The following is a 16,294-nucleotide window of genomic DNA, read 5'->3' as shown; positions in this document are numbered from 1 at the left end:
CAGTGTGCCATACTTCTATCATAAAAACAAGGATAAAAGCAGTTATTTCCAAGCTTGCTCAAATTCTGTTTCTTTAAAACCTAACGTTACTTTTTTTCCATCTGTCACGATTGGTCGTTTAATTAGCATACCATCTGACGCAAGCAGTGTAAGTTGCTCATCTTCCGGCATTTCCGCCAATTTATCCTTCAATCCAAGTTCACGGTATTTCATGCCAGAAGTGTTAAAAAACTTCTTCAGTGGCAACCCGCTCGCTTGCCAATATTGCTTTAATTGTTCTTTCGTAGGTGCTTGTTCAACGATGTGTACCTCTTCGTATGAAACGCCATTGTCGTTTAACCACTTCTGTGCTTTTTTACAAGTTGTACATTTAGGATAATGGATAAATTGAATCATATTTGTAGGCTCCTCTACTATCATTTTCTGTAGTATACCATCATAACTAGTATGTGCCAAAATGAAACAATTATAATTGTTTCGGTGCCTGACACCAAAAATATTCAGAATTGTTTGAGTGCCTGGCACCAGTGGATTTCAGAATTGTTTCGGTGCCTGGCACCAAAACAACAACAGCAAAACAGACTGTAGATTAAGGTATCTACAGTCTGTTCATAGCTCGTATTAGACGATGAATTTTTCAGCTTCGATAAGTTTAACGGAAGCTTCACGTTTTTTAGCAATAAGGTTATAAGGATTGTTGCGAGTCAGTTTGCGAAGCGCTGACAATGTCATCCGTGCAGCATCTCCATCTGCTGAAGCAAGAATTGTATCCTTTGCCTCTTTCTCAATTTCTGCAAAAGCTTCTTGGCAGAAAATTTGCGTGTAAAGTAATTTTTGTTGCGATTTTTCTGCACCCTCACGAGCAATCGCTTTTTCTGTACGTAACACAGCGGACTCCATAGCGAATAGTTGGTTTGCGATATTCGCGATATTTACCAATACTTCTTGCTCTTGGTCAAGCTTCGCACCGTAGCGTTGTGCTGCCATACCTGCTGCTAACACAGCGATTTTCTTAGCATTTTTCACAAGATATTTTTCTTGTGCTAGTGGCTCTGTCCCTACTTCTTCTGGCATCATCATCAGCAATTCTTGTTGTAAATTTTGTGCGACTTGCAATAATGGCAATTCGCCTTTTAATGCTTTTTTCATAAATGTGCCAGGCACAATCATGCGGTTAATTTCATTTGTTCCTTCGAAAATGCGGTTAATTCGAGAGTCACGATAAATGCGCTCTACCTCATATTCTGCCATAAAGCCATAGCCACCATGTAATTGCACCGCTTCATCAGCAATATAATCCAATGTTTCTGACCCAAATACTTTCGCAATCGAACATTCAATTGCATATTCTGCAATTGCATTTGCAATGACTTTCCCTTGCTTTTGTTCTTCAGGGCTTAATTGGCTTAGACGATCTTCAAATAATCCAACTGTACGATAATTTAATGATTCTGACGCATAAAGTTGAGACGCCATAGTCGATAGCTTTTCTTTTGTTAGGTTGAAATCAGAAAGCTTTGTTTTAAATTGTTGACGTTGGTTCGTATATTGAATCGCTAGCTCTAATGCACGTTTTGAGCCACCGATTGTACCTACACCTAATTTATAGCGACCGATATTTAAAATGTTAAAGGCAATGACGTGTCCACGACCTACTTCACCAAGCAGATTTTCAACAGGTACTTCTGCATCTTCAAGCACTAATGTACGAGTTGATGAAGATTTAATCCCCATTTTCTTTTCTTCTGGCCCAACAGAAACACCATTATATGCACGTTCTACGATAAATGCCGAGAATTTATCGCCATCGATTTTTGCATACACAACAAATACGTCAGCAAATCCAGCGTTTGTAATCCATTGTTTTTCACCATTTAAAACATAATGAGTACCAGCAGCATTTAGCTTGGCAGTCGTTTTAGCACCTAATGCATCGGAACCTGAACCTGGCTCAGTTAAAGCATAAGCTGCAATTAACTCACCTGAAGCAAGCTTTGGTAAATACTTTTGCTTTTGCTCTTCGTTCCCGAAAAGCACGATTGGTAATGAACCAATCCCCACATGCGCACCATGTGTAATCGAGAAACCACCTGCTACAGACATTTTTTCTGCGATTAATGCTGAAGAAATTTTATCTAAACCAAGACCTTCATATTCTTCAGGTACATCCGCCGCTAAAAGGCCTAGCTCACCAGCAGTTTTTAGTAAACGTACTGAATGCTCGAACTCATGATGTTCTAAGTTTTCAACGACAGGTAATACTTCATTCGCAACGTACTCTTCCGTTGTTTTGGCGATCATTTTTTGCTCATCTGTAAAATCTTCAGGTGTAAATACGCGATCTAACGCCACATCCTCAATAATAAATCCGCCGCCTTTAATGATATCTGTAGTTTTTTCTGTCATGTCCAATTCCTCCTTATTTTTCGGTGCCAGGCACACATACAATTCGCAATTCTTAAACAATTTTCACATAACTTATAGAATCTCAAATACTCCAGCAGCGCCCATACCGCCGCCGATACACATTGTGACAACTCCGTATTTTTTACCTTGACGTTTCAGCTCATGAATAAGTTTTAATGTTAAAATTGCACCGGTTGCGCCAAGTGGATGTCCTAATGCAATTGCGCCACCATTGACATTAACCTTCTCTTGGTCGATGCCTAAATGACGTACAACTTGTAAAGACTGTGAAGCAAATGCTTCGTTAATTTCCCACAAATCGATGTCCTCTATAGATAAACCGGCAATATCAAGTGCTTTCGGTACTGCAACGATTGGACCGATTCCCATCACTTCTGGTGGGACACCACCTACCGCAAAGCCTAAAAACTTCGCCATTGGTGTCATCCCTAGCTTTTCAGCTTCCTCACGATCCATCACAAGAACTGCTGCTGCACCATCAGAAGTTTGTGAAGCGTTACCTGCTGTCACACTACCTTTTACATGAAAGGCAGGGCGAAGTTTCGCTAAGCCTTCTACAGATGTGCCAGGACGTACCCCCTCATCCATACTGAAAGTAAATTTTTTCACCTGTAGTTTATTATTAGCATCCACATAATGTTGTTCTACTTCAATTGGGACGATTTCATCATTGAATTTACCTTCTTTAATTGCTTTTTCTGCAAGCACATGCGAGCGTACAGCAAATGCATCTTGATCTTCACGGCTAACATTATACTGTCGTGCGACTTCCTCTGCTGTATGCCCCATCCCCATATAATATTGAGGGGCTGTTTCGGCTAATGTTGGATTTAAGCGTGGTGTATTCCCTACCATTGGTACCATGCTCATAGACTCAACACCGCCAGCAAGAATTGCCTTTGAATGACCAAGCATAATACGTTCAGCTGCATACGCTATTGCCTGTAAACCCGATGAACAAAAACGGTTAATAGTCAAAGCAGGTGTCGTATCCGGTAGCCCTGCAAGTGCACCAATGCTTCGTGCAACATTCATGCCTTGCTCTGCTTCAGGCATTGCACACCCTAAAATTAAGTCATCAATAGGCCCTTCATAGCCCGCTCTTTTCAATGTCTCTTTGACAACTGCTGCCCCAAAATCATCTGGTCTTACTGTTGCTAATGAACCTTTTTTCGCTTTTCCAATAGGAGTTCGTGCTCCTGCTACAATAACGGCTTCACGCATCGTCTAAATCCCCCTTTGTTTCATGTGCAAATATAGTCATCTATCTAATTAGTTACGAAGTGGTTTTCCCTTTAACAACATATGTTGCATTCTTTGTTGCGATAGTGGATCTGCTACTAAACTTAGGAATGCTTCACGCTCTAAGTTTAAGAGATATTGTTCATCTACTAATGTGCCGTATGGAACTTTTCCACCTGCGATAACATACGCTAACTTCTTGGCAATTTTTAAATCATGTTCACTGATGAAACCTGATTCAAACATCCCTTGAGCACCGATTAGTAACGTACCGTAACCTGATGCACCGACAACAGGAACTTTTGTTGGCACCGGTGGTTGGTAGCCTGCCTCATAAAGTGCCAAAGCAGCCTGCTTTGCATCATAAATTTGGTGATCTGCATTGACTGAAATACCATCTGCAAAGTTTAGGAAGTTATTGTCTCGTGCTTCCTCACCTGAAGTTGATACTTTCGCCATGGCAATTGTTTCAAACACTTTATTGGCAATATGTTGATAATCTACTTCCACACCATGCGGTAAACCTTTTAAGAATTTTTGGTAAAGTGCTTTGTTACCGCCACCGCCTGGAATTAAGCCAACACCGACTTCTACTAAGCCCATATAAGTTTCCATTGTCGCTTGGATATGTGCAGCAGGTAAGCATACTTCTGCGCCCCCACCTAATGTCATAGCGAACGGTGCAGCGACAACTGGTTTTCTTGAATATTTTATTTTTTGCATAGCATCTTGGAATGCTTTAATAACAAAATCTAGTTCGAAGATGTTATCATCCTGTGCTTCTACTAAAATCATGCCTAAGTTCGCTCCGACACAGAAGTTTTTGCCTTGGTTTCCGATTACCAAGCCTTTATAATTTGCTTCTACTTCATCTATTGCGTAGTTAATCATTTGAATAATATCTAAACCGATGGCATTGGATTGGGAATGGAACTCTAGTAACGCAATACCGTCACCCAAATCTATTAGGCTAGCACCGCTATTGGACTTAATAACACCATGTTTTTTCTTATAACGCTTTAAGTTAATTTCTTTTTCATTCACTGGAACTTTCACGTATTGTGAACCGTTATAATACGCTACATCACCGTCTATTTCTGAATAGAATGTAGTAAAGCCCTGTGCTAACATATCTTTCACAAATAGTGGAACCTCTCGACCTTCTGCCTCCATTTTCGCAACAGATTCAGTTACACCAATGGCATCCCAAATTTCAAATGGACCTTGCTGCCAGCCGAATCCCCACTTCATGGCATTATCTATTGCGACGATATCATCAGCAATTTCACCATGTAACTGCGCAGAGTAAATTAGTGTAGGTGCAAAAATTCCCCATAAAAGCTCACCTGTACGATCTTTTGCGTATGTTAATGCCTTCACTTTGTTCGCTAGTCCGCGCGTTTGTTTCGCCATTTCAATCGAAGGTGTTTGTAATTTTTTAGCTGGACTATAAGCTAAAGTATGTGGGTCAATTTCTAAAATTTCTTTTCCTTTCTTTTGGAAGAAACCTTGACCAGACTTTGCACCTAGCCAGCCGTTTGTCACCATTTTTTGTAGGAACTCAGGTACTGCAAATACTTGCTGTTCCTCTCCTGTCGTTTGGTCATATACATTTTTTGCCACATGGATAAATGTATCTAAGCCAACGACATCTAATGTACGGAAAGTAGCTGATTTTGGGCGACCAATGAGCGGTCCTGTCACTGAATCTACCTCTCCGACTGAATAACCACCTTGCATCATTTGCTGTAAAGTGATTAACAGACCGTATGTGCCGATGCGATTGGCAATAAAGTTTGGTGTATCCTTAGCCAATACAACACCTTTCCCAAGAATGTCCTCACCGAATTTTTTCATAAAGTCAACAACGTCTGGTGCAGTTGTCGTTGCCGGGATTACTTCAAGTAATTTTAAATAGCGCGGAGGGTTGAAGAAGTGTGTCCCTAAAAAATGTTGTTGGAAATCTTCTGAACGTCCTTCAGCCATCGCATTAATGCTAATGCCCGATGTATTAGAACTGATTATTGTACCTGGCGTACGAACAGCATCAATTTTTTCATACAGGCTTTGTTTAATCACTAGATTTTCTACGACAACTTCAATAATCCAATCGACATCTTTCAGTTTGTCTAAATCGTCTTCAAAATTCCCCACCGTTAGAAGCGATAAGTTTTTCTTAGAAGTAAGTGGTGCTGGTTTTTGCTTTAATAACTTTTGAAGAGCTCCATTTACAAAGCGGTTTCTTACAGCTGGATGTGCTAACGTAAGCCCCTTTGCTTCCTCCTCTTTCGTTAGTTCCTTTGGTGCAATGTCTAATAATAATGTTGGAATACCGATGTTTGCTAAATGTGCTGCAATTCCAGAACCCATTACCCCAGAACCTAGAACAGCCGCTTTTTTAATGTTGTAAGTCACAAGCAATTCCCCCTTATTCTCCCATTGAATGAATGACCATTCATTTTTTGGTCAAAAAAAATCAAAATTGTGCTTCGGCGTTTTTGCGCATAGATTTTGACCCATCTAGCATGAATGCGAAGTTTTACACTACCATTGCTCAAAATCTGTGACAATCGCCAGAGACTTATTTTCACTCAATTCACTTTCTTAAATTACGAGAAATGTCTTCCACTGAATGAAAATAAAACTACTTTTTCTGTTTTTAGTGTAGATTATTTTGTCTAAATTAGCAATCTTTTTTCTATAATTATTTTTGCGATATACAACTTTTTTTGTTTTTTACGAGCGAAAACAAGACAATAAGTAGCTTTCACATATCCCAAACAGATAACTTTCAGGTTGAAGAGAAAATGTGTAAAATGGAAAGCAAGGAGAGTGATTTACTAATGAAAACAATAACAACTGCAGAACAATTTAATGGGCTTATTTCTGGTGAACAAAAAGTACTTGTAAAATTTTATGCTGGATGGTGCCCAGATTGCACACGTATGAATATGTTCATCGACCCAATTATTGAAGAATACAACCAATTTGATTGGTATGAGCTTAACCGTGACGAGCTGCCAGAAATCGCTGATAAATACGATGTAATGGGTATTCCAAGTTTATTAATTTTCCAAAACGGTGAAAAATTAGCCCACTTACATAGTGCGAACGCTAAAACACCACAACAAGTTACGGAGTTTTTAGCTGCTCAACAATAATAAATCGTAACAAAAGAAAAAATAGTATGCTGGGTATCCCTTGGCATACTATTTTTTCTTCTATATCAATCGAAAGCAAACACCTTATTAAAAACACGTAGATTATAAAGCGTTTTTTGGAAGGGAGATAATAATGAAACAGCATTTGTCATTACAAGGAAAATCACAATACGATGCATCTATTGCACCTCATTATCGTAACTCTGCCTGTGGGCCGACAACAGTCCATGTCATCCTGAAGTACTTTGACCTGTCAGCTCCATCGGTAAATGACCTTTACCAAATCCTTGGTTGCACCAAAGTTGGTTTGTTTAAATGGCGTTTAATTACTAACCTTCGAAAGCTGTTACCGACATGGGACATACGCAATTGCACATTAAAAGAGGCGCTGCAAGAAATTGACGCAGGTCGCCCCGTGGCAATGCGCTTTGACCGTTATTTTAGCCTACAATGGTTTGATAAAAAATCGACCTTTGCCTACCATTGGGTACCACTTATTGGTTATGAAGTACAAGATGATAAGCTATTGTTAATTTTCCACGATAACGGAGGAAACAATCGCGACAGTCAAATTCGTAGTGCTCTATTTCAACAAAATCAAAACGTGTTACGCTTCGTTAAAATAGCACCTAACTAAGGGCATACAATGAACGTGCTTGCTTCGCAATAAGTGTAAAGCCACGTTCCTCTATTGCATTAATCGTCTGGTGCTCATAGTTTGGTACTGCTAAATGAGCAAAATCGGCTTCAATCGGTACATTCGTTTGTATCGTTGCAAGTTCATGTGATAACTTCAGCATATCCAGATTGTCTTTAATTTTGGTACGCTGACCAGGCTTTAAGTCCTCTAAGGAAGCGATCACATTATCAATCGAGCCATACATTTGAATAAGTGTCAGTGCCTGCTTAGGTCCAATTCCTTTAACGCCTGGGTAGCCATCACTCGTATCACCCATAAACGCTTTTACTTGCGCAAATTGAATTGGCTCTATACCATATTCTTCTTTAAAGCGTGTATGTGTATAAAGATCATATTCAGTGTAACCTTTTTTTGTAAAAGCAATTTGCGTTGTCGGTGTGAGCAATTGTAATAAATCCTTATCCCCACTAATAACCGTAATATCAGCTTCATCCTGCCACTTCGTAATCATCGAGCCGATTAAATCATCCGCCTCCATACCGACAACGCCAAAATTTTGCCATCCGATATGTTGAGCTAAATTTTTAGCCATATCAAATTGAGGAAGCATCTCCTCTGGCGGTGCTGGACGGTTAGCTTTATAGCCATCATATAATTCATTGCGGAATGTTTGTGCCCCCATATCCCAGCAAATAGCTAAATGTGTTGGTTGCATAATAGATTGTGCCGTCAACACATGGCGCACAAATCCTTGCGCACCATTCGTTGGTGTGCCGTCCTTTAATCGAATAAAATGCCCCATTGCTGCTGATGCAAAAAAAGAACGAAATAACAACGCCATACCATCAACAATGAGTAATTTAGGTTTTGTAGTCATAATAAAAATCCTCTCTTATCTATTATTCTATTATAACAGTTTAAGGTGCCAGGCACTCAAACAATTTTAGGAAGGTGTCAGGCACCCAAACAATTTAGATGTGCCCGCGGGAAGCGTCCGCCCGTAGCAAAACAGACTATGGAGTAGCTCCATAGCCTGCCTTTTCTTTCCTTGATATACGATTACGATGATCCAATTGAATGCCGGTCAGCCATTGCAAAAATGCAGTAACCCCCGTTTTCACCGTTTCTAAGCGAAGTTCATTTTGTTTTGGATCAGGGTAAATAAAGTCAATATGCCGTACACCTTCATTTTCACCAATCAGCTTTAAAATATCAAATAATTCATAGGCCGTTAATCCACCAGGTGTGGCTGCAGGTACGTCTGGGGCAAACGTAATATCCAATGCATCTAAATCCACGGATACATAAATCCTATCTACCTCATACATAAGCTGACGTAGCATTTCACGGATAGTCAACTGGATACCATCACGTCGCATCTGCTTTAACGTAATCATATGAATTCCTTGCTCACGAGCATAATAAATCATTTCTGGTGAATTAAAAAAGCCATGCAAGCCAACGTTATACATATGTTTCCCCTCTACAACGCCTGATGCGATTAGTTGATGAATCGGTGAATTCATTGCTAAACCTATATCTTCTTGATTTCTTGCATCTAAATGCGTATCAAGTTGAATAATGCCAATTCGCTCATTCGGAAAAGCATTTTTAATCCCTCTTAATGAACAAGCCGTGATTGCATGGTCACCACCAATCAGGCAAGTGAAGCTTTTCTGATAAGCGATACTTAAGTTTTCAGCGGCTGCCTCAATAGCAGATTCCGAAAGCATGCGATTGGTCGAGTCGATTGCCACGTCTCCAATATCAACAATTGCTAATGAACGCAAATCTACTTGTTCGTCTAAATTATAGGATTGAAAGCTTGACCACGCTTTCCGAAAAGCAGTAGGATACTGCGCTTTTTTCATAGGATCGCTCGCATAAGATAATAAGGCTCCATAGACAATAATATCTACATCATTTGCATGTGGGTTTTGCTTTTGCTTAATCCACTGATGCATGCCTGAGCCGTTTTCTTGTTTCCATTGCCATTCAGGTTGGATAAACATCTTAACCTACCACCTTCACACCTTTTTTCCAAACCTTTTTCACATGATTCACACCAAAAATATAATGTAATTTTTGATGATTATGGACATCCCAAAGCACTAAATCAGCTTGTTTTCCAATTTCGATAGAGCCTACGCGATCTTCAATTTGCAATGCACAAGCCGCATTATAGGTAGCGGCACATAAGCTTTCTGCCGGCGTCATTTTCATTGTGATGCATGCTAAGTTCATAACAAGTGGCAGCGAAATCGTTGGCGATGAACCTGGATTACAATCAGTCGAAATCGCTACAGGTACACCTGCGTCAATAATATCTCGGGCACGTGCTGGTTTTTCACCTAAATATAATGCTGTTGCTGGTAATAAGCATGCAATTACGCCCGATTTAGCAAGTTCTTCAATACCTTCATCCGACACTTTTAATAAATGCTCAGCAGAAATAGCACCTACTCTTGCCGCAACATGCGCCCCCTGATTTTCTTCAATTTCATCGGCATGTATTTTAGGTATAAGCCCTTGTGCCTTGCCAGCCAATAAAATACGTTCTGCTTGCTCGGGTGTAAAGACATCGACTTCACAAAATACATCAATAAATTTTGCAAGCTTTTCTTCCACCACTGCAGGAATCATCTCATCAATAACTAAGTTAACAAAGTGCTCTGGGTTTTCTCGATATTCTTCTGGTACTGCATGTGCGCCCATAAAGGTCGGCACAATGTCCATCGGATGCTTATTTTGCAATCGTTGCATAACCCGTAATTGTTTTAACTCGTTTTCTAAGTCTAAGCCATAGCCACTTTTACTTTCTAACGTCGTAACACCATGTTGTAAAAATAAGTCCAAGCGTCTCGTCGTCTGATTGAAGATATGTTCTTCTGTCAACGAGCGCATTTTTCGAGTTGTTGCATGGATGCCTCCCCCAGCATTCATAATGTCCATATAGCTCGCGCCTTCTAAACGCATCTCAAATTCATGTTCACGACTACCGCCAAAAACAACATGGGTATGAGGATCAATCAAACCGGGCGTGACAATTTTCCCTGTAGCATCGACAATCTCCGCTTCCTCTGCACGGGGTAAATATTTTAATATCATTTCTCGTGTTGTACCAAGATCTTGAATCACACCATCTTCAAGCCAAACACTTCCTCCTTCAATAATAGCAAGCTCTCGCATTGCTTCTCGTACTCGCGGTCCTTTCTTGTCACTTGCAAGTGTTACTAATTGAGAAATATTTTGAATCCAAATTGGCTTTTGTTGCTTGTCCTTCATCCCTAACTCCCCTTTGTCTATGTATAACCCTCATCCGTTAAGTGAACTTTTCATTACTATGATCTCACTAAAATATGAACACGCTTAGTCAATGTAAAGCAGCCCTATAGTAAGGTACTTACATCTTCGTCACGCCCCGCGCAATTCCCTCTTATTCTCTTAAAATTTCTATAAAACCTAACGATCCATTAGACATTAGCGCAAAATGAATCCATATGTTCGAAACTGCTCGAATAGTACCTTTTCAAATCTGTAACATTCAGCGAGTTAATTTTAGCGCACGCTTCATTGCCCTCTTTAGAGTAGCAACTAAATTTCACAGCAAGACAAAAAAAGCAATAACACTCTATACAGAAATGTTATTGCTTACATAGCATTGCTACCTCGTACATGGAATAGCTTTGGAAATCATAGTCTCTTTGCAATTCTTGATAATATTGCAAAAGCTCCTCAAGCATCGCTAAATTTTTATCAATATGTCTTCCAAAATTATGTGGATGCCACCACAAATGATAAAAGGCCCCTTCCTTAGCAGCAGCAAGCATCCCTTCTTTAATTCGTTGTATCTTGCGATGCTCAAATGCACGTAAAATACGACTGTAAGGCCTTAAAAATGCACTTGCTCGAACATTAATAAATGCATCCTCTTTCATTTCTTCTAATCGGACCATATGATTGCCCGTAATATTAACATAGCTATCCAGCCATTTCATTGCACCTAATGATAGTCGATTTTTTTTTGTGAACTTTTTCGGATTGTATAAATCATGCCGTTCATTTCCTCTATAGCAAACATAGCCTGCTTGCTGACACGCAGCAAAATAGTTGTCGTTTACCTGATTACGTGGAAAAACAATCGACTTCATCGGTGCAATATATCCTTCACAAATCATGGACATCGCCTGCAAATCCGCTTCAAAATCCGATTCAATTTGTCCACTCTCTAAACAATAATAATGCGAAAACGTATGACTACCAATTTCCTGATAAGGTGTTTGAATAATTTGTTCTATTAACGATTTGCCAAAGTGTAAAAGATCTTCTTGCTCATTTTCACCTACTTTTGCAAGTTGTGAATGTGCTGCATACTTCATTTGCTCGTACTTCACTGGAATGCCTCGCAAGTAGTGCGCCATTTCTCCCTTAGACTCCGCAAATAATAAGCCAACAGTGGCCCATGTTGCATGAATTTCATATTCCTTAAACAGCATTAGGATTTTAGGTAAGGCCTGACGTACTCCATATAAGTTTTTATTATATTGCCCATACCTAAATACATCATGGACACCCCAATTTAGCTCAAAGTCCAAGGAAATAACAAAACCTCCATGATTGACTTTGCTTGCTATTTTCTCCACTTTTGCACGCCCAATAACAACGCACTTATTCTCGAATGTGCGATGTAACCAGAATATACGTTTACAACTTGTCCACCGAAACTCAATTTAAATTGACGAACCGTTTCGATATCTGTTAGCTCACCCATATCATATAGAACGAACCCTTGCTGTTTTAAATACATGAAATTGTGCCATAACAAGAAACGATTCGCATAGCGCATAGGACGTTTTAAATGTGTAGGTAATGCGCTAGCATGACAGGTCGCTACATAATAGGACATCGCTTTTTGTGCATGGACAATATCCAGTCGATAGCATAAGGTTTGTCCACAAATACTCCGCACCTCTGACAATAACAAAGCATGTTGTTGATTTAATAGCATGATTGCTTCCATTTGAGGCTTATTTATTTGGTCGATTTTTTTCCTTTTGGCAAACTCATTATAAAACTGTTGAAATGCTCGTAAATTATCCTCCGAAGGCTCTTTATATAAGAAAACTTGATAGGACTCTTCTTGTGCACGACGCAATAGTTTTCGAGTGTTTTTCGACAGTGCACTCAACATCATGTACTCATGATCTGTTAATCGAATATGAACCGCTTCACGCTTAATCAACTTACGACTTGGAACAAGTGAATGTGTGTGACAAACTAACTTCATCGGCTTTCTAGTATTTGCTATCTTTTCTGCAAAGTAAATATGCTGCATCGCGATATTCCATCGCTTACTTCTAATGGATAGAATGAACATCGCCCCCACTCTCTGTGTAATTTTCTACATGATTGCGCTCATAACGAGCACATTTAAAATGCTTCATTCGAGAAATACGTTTATAGCCTATTTGTTGTAGACGTTTTCGCTTACGCCATTGCCAAAAATTTGCCGTTATCCACAGTGTTTTATCTGGTTTTACTTTTTGAATATATGCTGTGATAATGTCGATATTTTTATAGAGATCATAAGTTAAAAAATAGGTTTGCTTTGGCAATGGCTCAACAATTTGCAATGCATCCACACGTAAATTTTCCGTATGTAAAGCAAAAGCAGGCTTACTCGTTTGAGCAAAGGAATCTTTATAGATGGTATATCCCTTAGACAATAAGGAAATAAGCTCTTCCTGATCGATTTGTATCGCCTCTTGAATCGTCATTTCCTCAAACAACTCTCCTACTGGTTGCTGTGGTATTACTCGATCCGTTGGGGATAACTCGTACAATTCCACGCGCTTTAAACGAACAAACTTTTCAACGAATTGTTGTCCATATTCTAGCCAATCTTTCCCTTTCCCATACTTTACTAAATAGCGTAAATGACCAAGCGTATGACGTGTCCATTTGACAACGCGCTGATTACTGCGCAACATTTCCTTTATGCGTTCCTTCCATACAAATCGTCTAAATAATAACTTGGCACGCTTCGTGTTACTACTCACCGCTAGCCGCCTTGTAAAATCAATGCCAGAACGCCACGCGAATTTAGAAGGCTCATAACCAGCACTCATATCGTACAAAAGGTAGTTTTCTGTAAAAATACGTTTTATTGTGGATTGATTCAGTAAGTGGTCTACCCCAAAACTTGTAAAGTTGGGCTCATAACCGCTTGCATACGTTACATAACGTCCCCGACAACAAATACCGTAGTTAAAAGCTAGCCATTGATTGTCAAAAGCAAGAGCATCTACCTCGACTTGCATTGCTTCCCCTTGCAGTAGCATAAGCCTTTCAAAGAAATCTTTTTTCTTCCCTTTTGTAAACTCACTCGTATCTATTTTTTTTAGCCAACATCTATCGTATAACTGAAACAATGCTCTTAGGTCTTCTTGTACAGGCGATTTCTTGCGCAAATAGCCAAATGTTCGCAGCTTATTTTTCCGACGTTCGACATCATGCATTTTTTCCCTTTCCTTAAAATAGCTATCGAAATCAACTTCGCAAAAGGCGAGATACGGTGTTACATCTCGAAAAATACGAGGTTGTAATTGCTTTTCAACAAAATACTGCTCGATTACTTTTGATGATTCTTTACTTTCTAGTAATCCATGAAAGGAAAATAATACGTGGCGGTGCTTTTTCATAAGCTCATCAAATACGAACGTAATGGCAGAAAGTTGCCACTCTTTCCTTGCGACGATTCCTGTATAATGAGCTATTTTTTCACCTGTAAAGGCATATATGCGCACTCCCCAAAGCATTTTTACCGTAAATGGCAAAAACGCTATAATATCCTCATCCTTTTGAACAGCATATAGCTCCACTCGTTCTTTTCTTCCAATCGTAATCCACCAGTTATAAAACCATGCATATTCAATAAATGGATTATCATTTTGTTCATGCGCTAAAATGTCATCCCATATCTCCTTATAAAGCACAAGTTCATCGTCCGTTCGAATGCGAAGTAATTGCAATTTAATCACCCTTCTTAGCAAACTTTGAAATAGCTTGTTCATAAATATCGAGCGTCTTTTGATACATAGGCAAAAACGTAAAGTTTCGTAAAAAACGGCGTTCGCTTGCATCGCCCATTTTTTCGCAAAGTGTTTTATCTGCTAAAAGCTGTTTTAGTTTTTTTATTAATAGACTCTGATTTTCATCGTCACGAGGAATTAAAAATCCATTTTCACCATCAGTCACTAATTCATTCACTCCACCAACATCCGTCGCAATAATGGGAAGCCCAGCTCTCATCGCTTCAATAATTGAAATAGGCAGGCCCTCCCAGTCGGATAACAATACAAAGATTTGACTTTCAGCAAGTAGTGTTGTGACATCCAATTGATTGCCTAAAAAGGTCACTCTCTCTGATAACCCTTTGTCTTTCACATAATTTTCTAATGGCAGACGTAAAGAACCATCCCCAATAAATTGAAGATGCCAAGGAATGTCACGTAACGCCAACAAAGCTTCTAGCAATCGATCCTGTCTTTTCGGTATCTCAAAGCGAGCGACCATAACAAGTTGAGGCTGTTCATTCCATACTCTATTTGGTGCCATTATGCTTTCTAAATGTTCTATACCATTATGAATGGTCTGCATTTTATGAGCGGGTGCGATTCCCTTCGCTAGCGCTAACTTGCGATCATAATCAGAAACGGTAATAATTTTTGTTGTGAGTGGTTGGACAGTTTTTTCAAGCTGACGATACATTAATTGTTTTTTGGGCGGCACTCCCTCTGTAAAGCTCCAGCTATGCGCAGTAAAAATTGTTGGAATACGTAAAAGACGACCGGCAACACGTCCAATTGCACCTGCTTTAGAAGAATGTGCCGCAATAATGTCAGGCTGCATTTTTTTAAAAGCTGCTCGTAATTGCCAAAGCGCTTGCATATCTTTTGTCAGATGAATTGCTCGCTGCATGGCTGGGATACTAATAACTTCAATTTGCGCCTCTTGTAAGCGCCATAATGATGCATCATAACTCCCTGTCACAATCGTCACTTCATGGGCATCTTGCTTTAATTTTATAGCAAGCGCCTCGACATGCTTTTGAGCGCCACCTACCTTATCCATACGTGTGATTAGTTGAACAATCTTCAGTATCCTCCACCTCCTGCTTTCAATAAGCACCTGTTCTGGCCAGTACGACAAAAAGTGTTTTCACAACAATTTTTACATCCATCCAAAAAGTTACATGGTCCACATAGTGAAGGTCATAGGAAATTTTTTGTCCATGCGATATATTAGAGCGACCGTTAATTTGGGCAAGCCCTGTTAAACCTGGCTTTACTTCCAAACGACGTGCTTGTAATGCGCTATAGCTATTTGTAATTGCAGGAATTTCAGGCCTGGGCCCAACAATACTCATATCACCTTTTAATACGTTTAAAAGCTGTGGAATTTCATCAATACTTAACTTACGAAGGACTGCACCAATTTTTGTAATGCGCGTATCTTGGTCAGTTTTAAAATAGTAATCATCTGGTATACCATCTGTACATATCACAGGCATATTGACAGGTGTTGCCTGTATGGACATGGTCCTTAATTTCCATATGATAAAACGCTGATGATCATATCCCGTTCGAATTTGTTTGAAAAAGATGGGGCGTCCAGTAGTAATAAGTAATAGGAGGAAAATAGCTATCATAAGAGGAATTGTTAAAAGCAATAAAATAAGTGCCCCTACTATATCAAAAATTCGTTTTCCATACTGACCGTAAAATGTGAGTGTCTCGGCTGTCTGTACGTGCAATACATCACC

At 39.5% G+C, this 16,294-nt stretch carries 14 protein-coding genes; 2 read left to right on the top strand and 12 right to left on the bottom strand.

What is annotated here, in order from left to right:
* Positions 1 to 42: 42 nt before the first annotated feature.
* From C9J37_RS07005 to C9J37_RS06990, 4 genes are all read right to left on the bottom strand, one after another.
* Positions 43 to 396 (bottom strand): arsenate reductase family protein, encoded by a 354-nt coding sequence (locus tag C9J37_RS07005; protein WP_025220417.1) that lies wholly within the window; start codon positions 394 to 396, stop codon positions 43 to 45.
* Between the two features lie 225 nt (positions 397 to 621).
* Positions 622 to 2,406, bottom strand: a complete 1,785-nt coding sequence (locus C9J37_RS07000) for an acyl-CoA dehydrogenase FadE (protein ID WP_024362694.1) — start codon at positions 2,404 to 2,406, stop codon at positions 622 to 624.
* A gap of 72 nt (positions 2,407 to 2,478) precedes the next feature.
* Positions 2,479 to 3,651: an acetyl-CoA C-acetyltransferase gene (locus C9J37_RS06995; RefSeq protein WP_107894813.1), complete on the bottom strand. Its 1,173-nt coding sequence runs from the start codon at positions 3,649 to 3,651 to the stop codon at positions 2,479 to 2,481.
* Between the two features lie 48 nt (positions 3,652 to 3,699).
* On the bottom strand, positions 3,700 to 6,084 hold the full coding sequence (locus tag C9J37_RS06990; RefSeq protein WP_107894812.1) for a 3-hydroxyacyl-CoA dehydrogenase/enoyl-CoA hydratase family protein: 2,385 nt from the start codon (positions 6,082 to 6,084) through the stop codon (positions 3,700 to 3,702).
* Between the two features lie 401 nt (positions 6,085 to 6,485).
* On the opposite strand from C9J37_RS06990, the gene C9J37_RS06985 reads away from it, so the two are divergent.
* Positions 6,486 to 6,830, top strand: a complete 345-nt coding sequence (locus C9J37_RS06985; RefSeq protein WP_407656234.1) for a thioredoxin family protein — start codon at positions 6,486 to 6,488, stop codon at positions 6,828 to 6,830.
* A gap of 133 nt (positions 6,831 to 6,963) precedes the next feature.
* A complete protein-coding gene (locus C9J37_RS06980) occupies positions 6,964 to 7,467 on the top strand; it encodes a C39 family peptidase (RefSeq protein ID WP_107894810.1) in 504 nt (167 codons plus the stop codon).
* Here the strand turns inward: C9J37_RS06980 and C9J37_RS06975 are convergent.
* The 8 genes from C9J37_RS06975 to C9J37_RS06940 form a co-directional block, all read right to left on the bottom strand.
* The gene (locus C9J37_RS06975; protein ID WP_107894809.1) at positions 7,460 to 8,347 is read right to left on the bottom strand and encodes a 5'-3' exonuclease; all 888 of its coding nucleotides are present in this window, start codon (positions 8,345 to 8,347) and stop codon (positions 7,460 to 7,462) included. The genes C9J37_RS06980 and C9J37_RS06975 overlap by 8 nt on opposite strands.
* A 136-nt stretch (positions 8,348 to 8,483) precedes the next feature.
* A complete protein-coding gene (locus C9J37_RS06970) occupies positions 8,484 to 9,482 on the bottom strand; it encodes an agmatinase family protein (RefSeq protein ID WP_107894808.1) in 999 nt (332 codons plus the stop codon).
* Position 9,483: 1 nt separating this feature from the next.
* Positions 9,484 to 10,755, bottom strand: coding sequence for an imidazolonepropionase (hutI, locus tag C9J37_RS06965; protein ID WP_107894807.1), 1,272 nt, complete (start codon positions 10,753 to 10,755; stop codon positions 9,484 to 9,486).
* Between the two features lie 359 nt (positions 10,756 to 11,114).
* Positions 11,115 to 12,113, bottom strand: coding sequence for a polysaccharide deacetylase family protein (locus C9J37_RS06960; RefSeq protein ID WP_235617051.1), 999 nt, complete (start codon positions 12,111 to 12,113; stop codon positions 11,115 to 11,117).
* Positions 12,101 to 12,847, bottom strand: a complete 747-nt coding sequence (locus tag C9J37_RS06955) for a GNAT family N-acetyltransferase (RefSeq protein ID WP_235617050.1) — start codon at positions 12,845 to 12,847, stop codon at positions 12,101 to 12,103. The genes C9J37_RS06960 and C9J37_RS06955 overlap by 13 nt, the downstream gene beginning before the upstream one ends.
* On the bottom strand, positions 12,828 to 14,510 hold the full coding sequence (locus C9J37_RS06950; protein ID WP_235617049.1) for a GNAT family N-acetyltransferase: 1,683 nt from the start codon (positions 14,508 to 14,510) through the stop codon (positions 12,828 to 12,830). Before C9J37_RS06950 ends, C9J37_RS06955 begins: the two co-directional genes overlap by 20 nt.
* Positions 14,503 to 15,681 carry a glycosyltransferase family 4 protein gene (locus C9J37_RS06945; protein WP_235617048.1) on the bottom strand — a complete coding sequence of 393 codons (1,179 nt, stop codon included), beginning with the start codon at positions 15,679 to 15,681 and terminating at the stop codon, positions 14,503 to 14,505. The genes C9J37_RS06950 and C9J37_RS06945 overlap by 8 nt, the downstream gene beginning before the upstream one ends.
* On the bottom strand, positions 15,650 to 16,285 hold the full coding sequence (locus C9J37_RS06940) for a sugar transferase (protein WP_107894804.1): 636 nt from the start codon (positions 16,283 to 16,285) through the stop codon (positions 15,650 to 15,652). Before C9J37_RS06940 ends, C9J37_RS06945 begins: the two co-directional genes overlap by 32 nt.
* Positions 16,286 to 16,294 lie beyond the last annotated feature (9 nt).

The sequence above is a fragment of the Lysinibacillus mangiferihumi genome, assembly GCF_003049665.1.
GTDB classification, from domain to species: Bacteria; Bacillota; Bacilli; order Bacillales_A; family Planococcaceae; genus Lysinibacillus; species Lysinibacillus mangiferihumi.
Note: the sequence above shows the minus strand (reverse complement) of the source record. Positions and strands in the feature narration are given on the sequence as shown.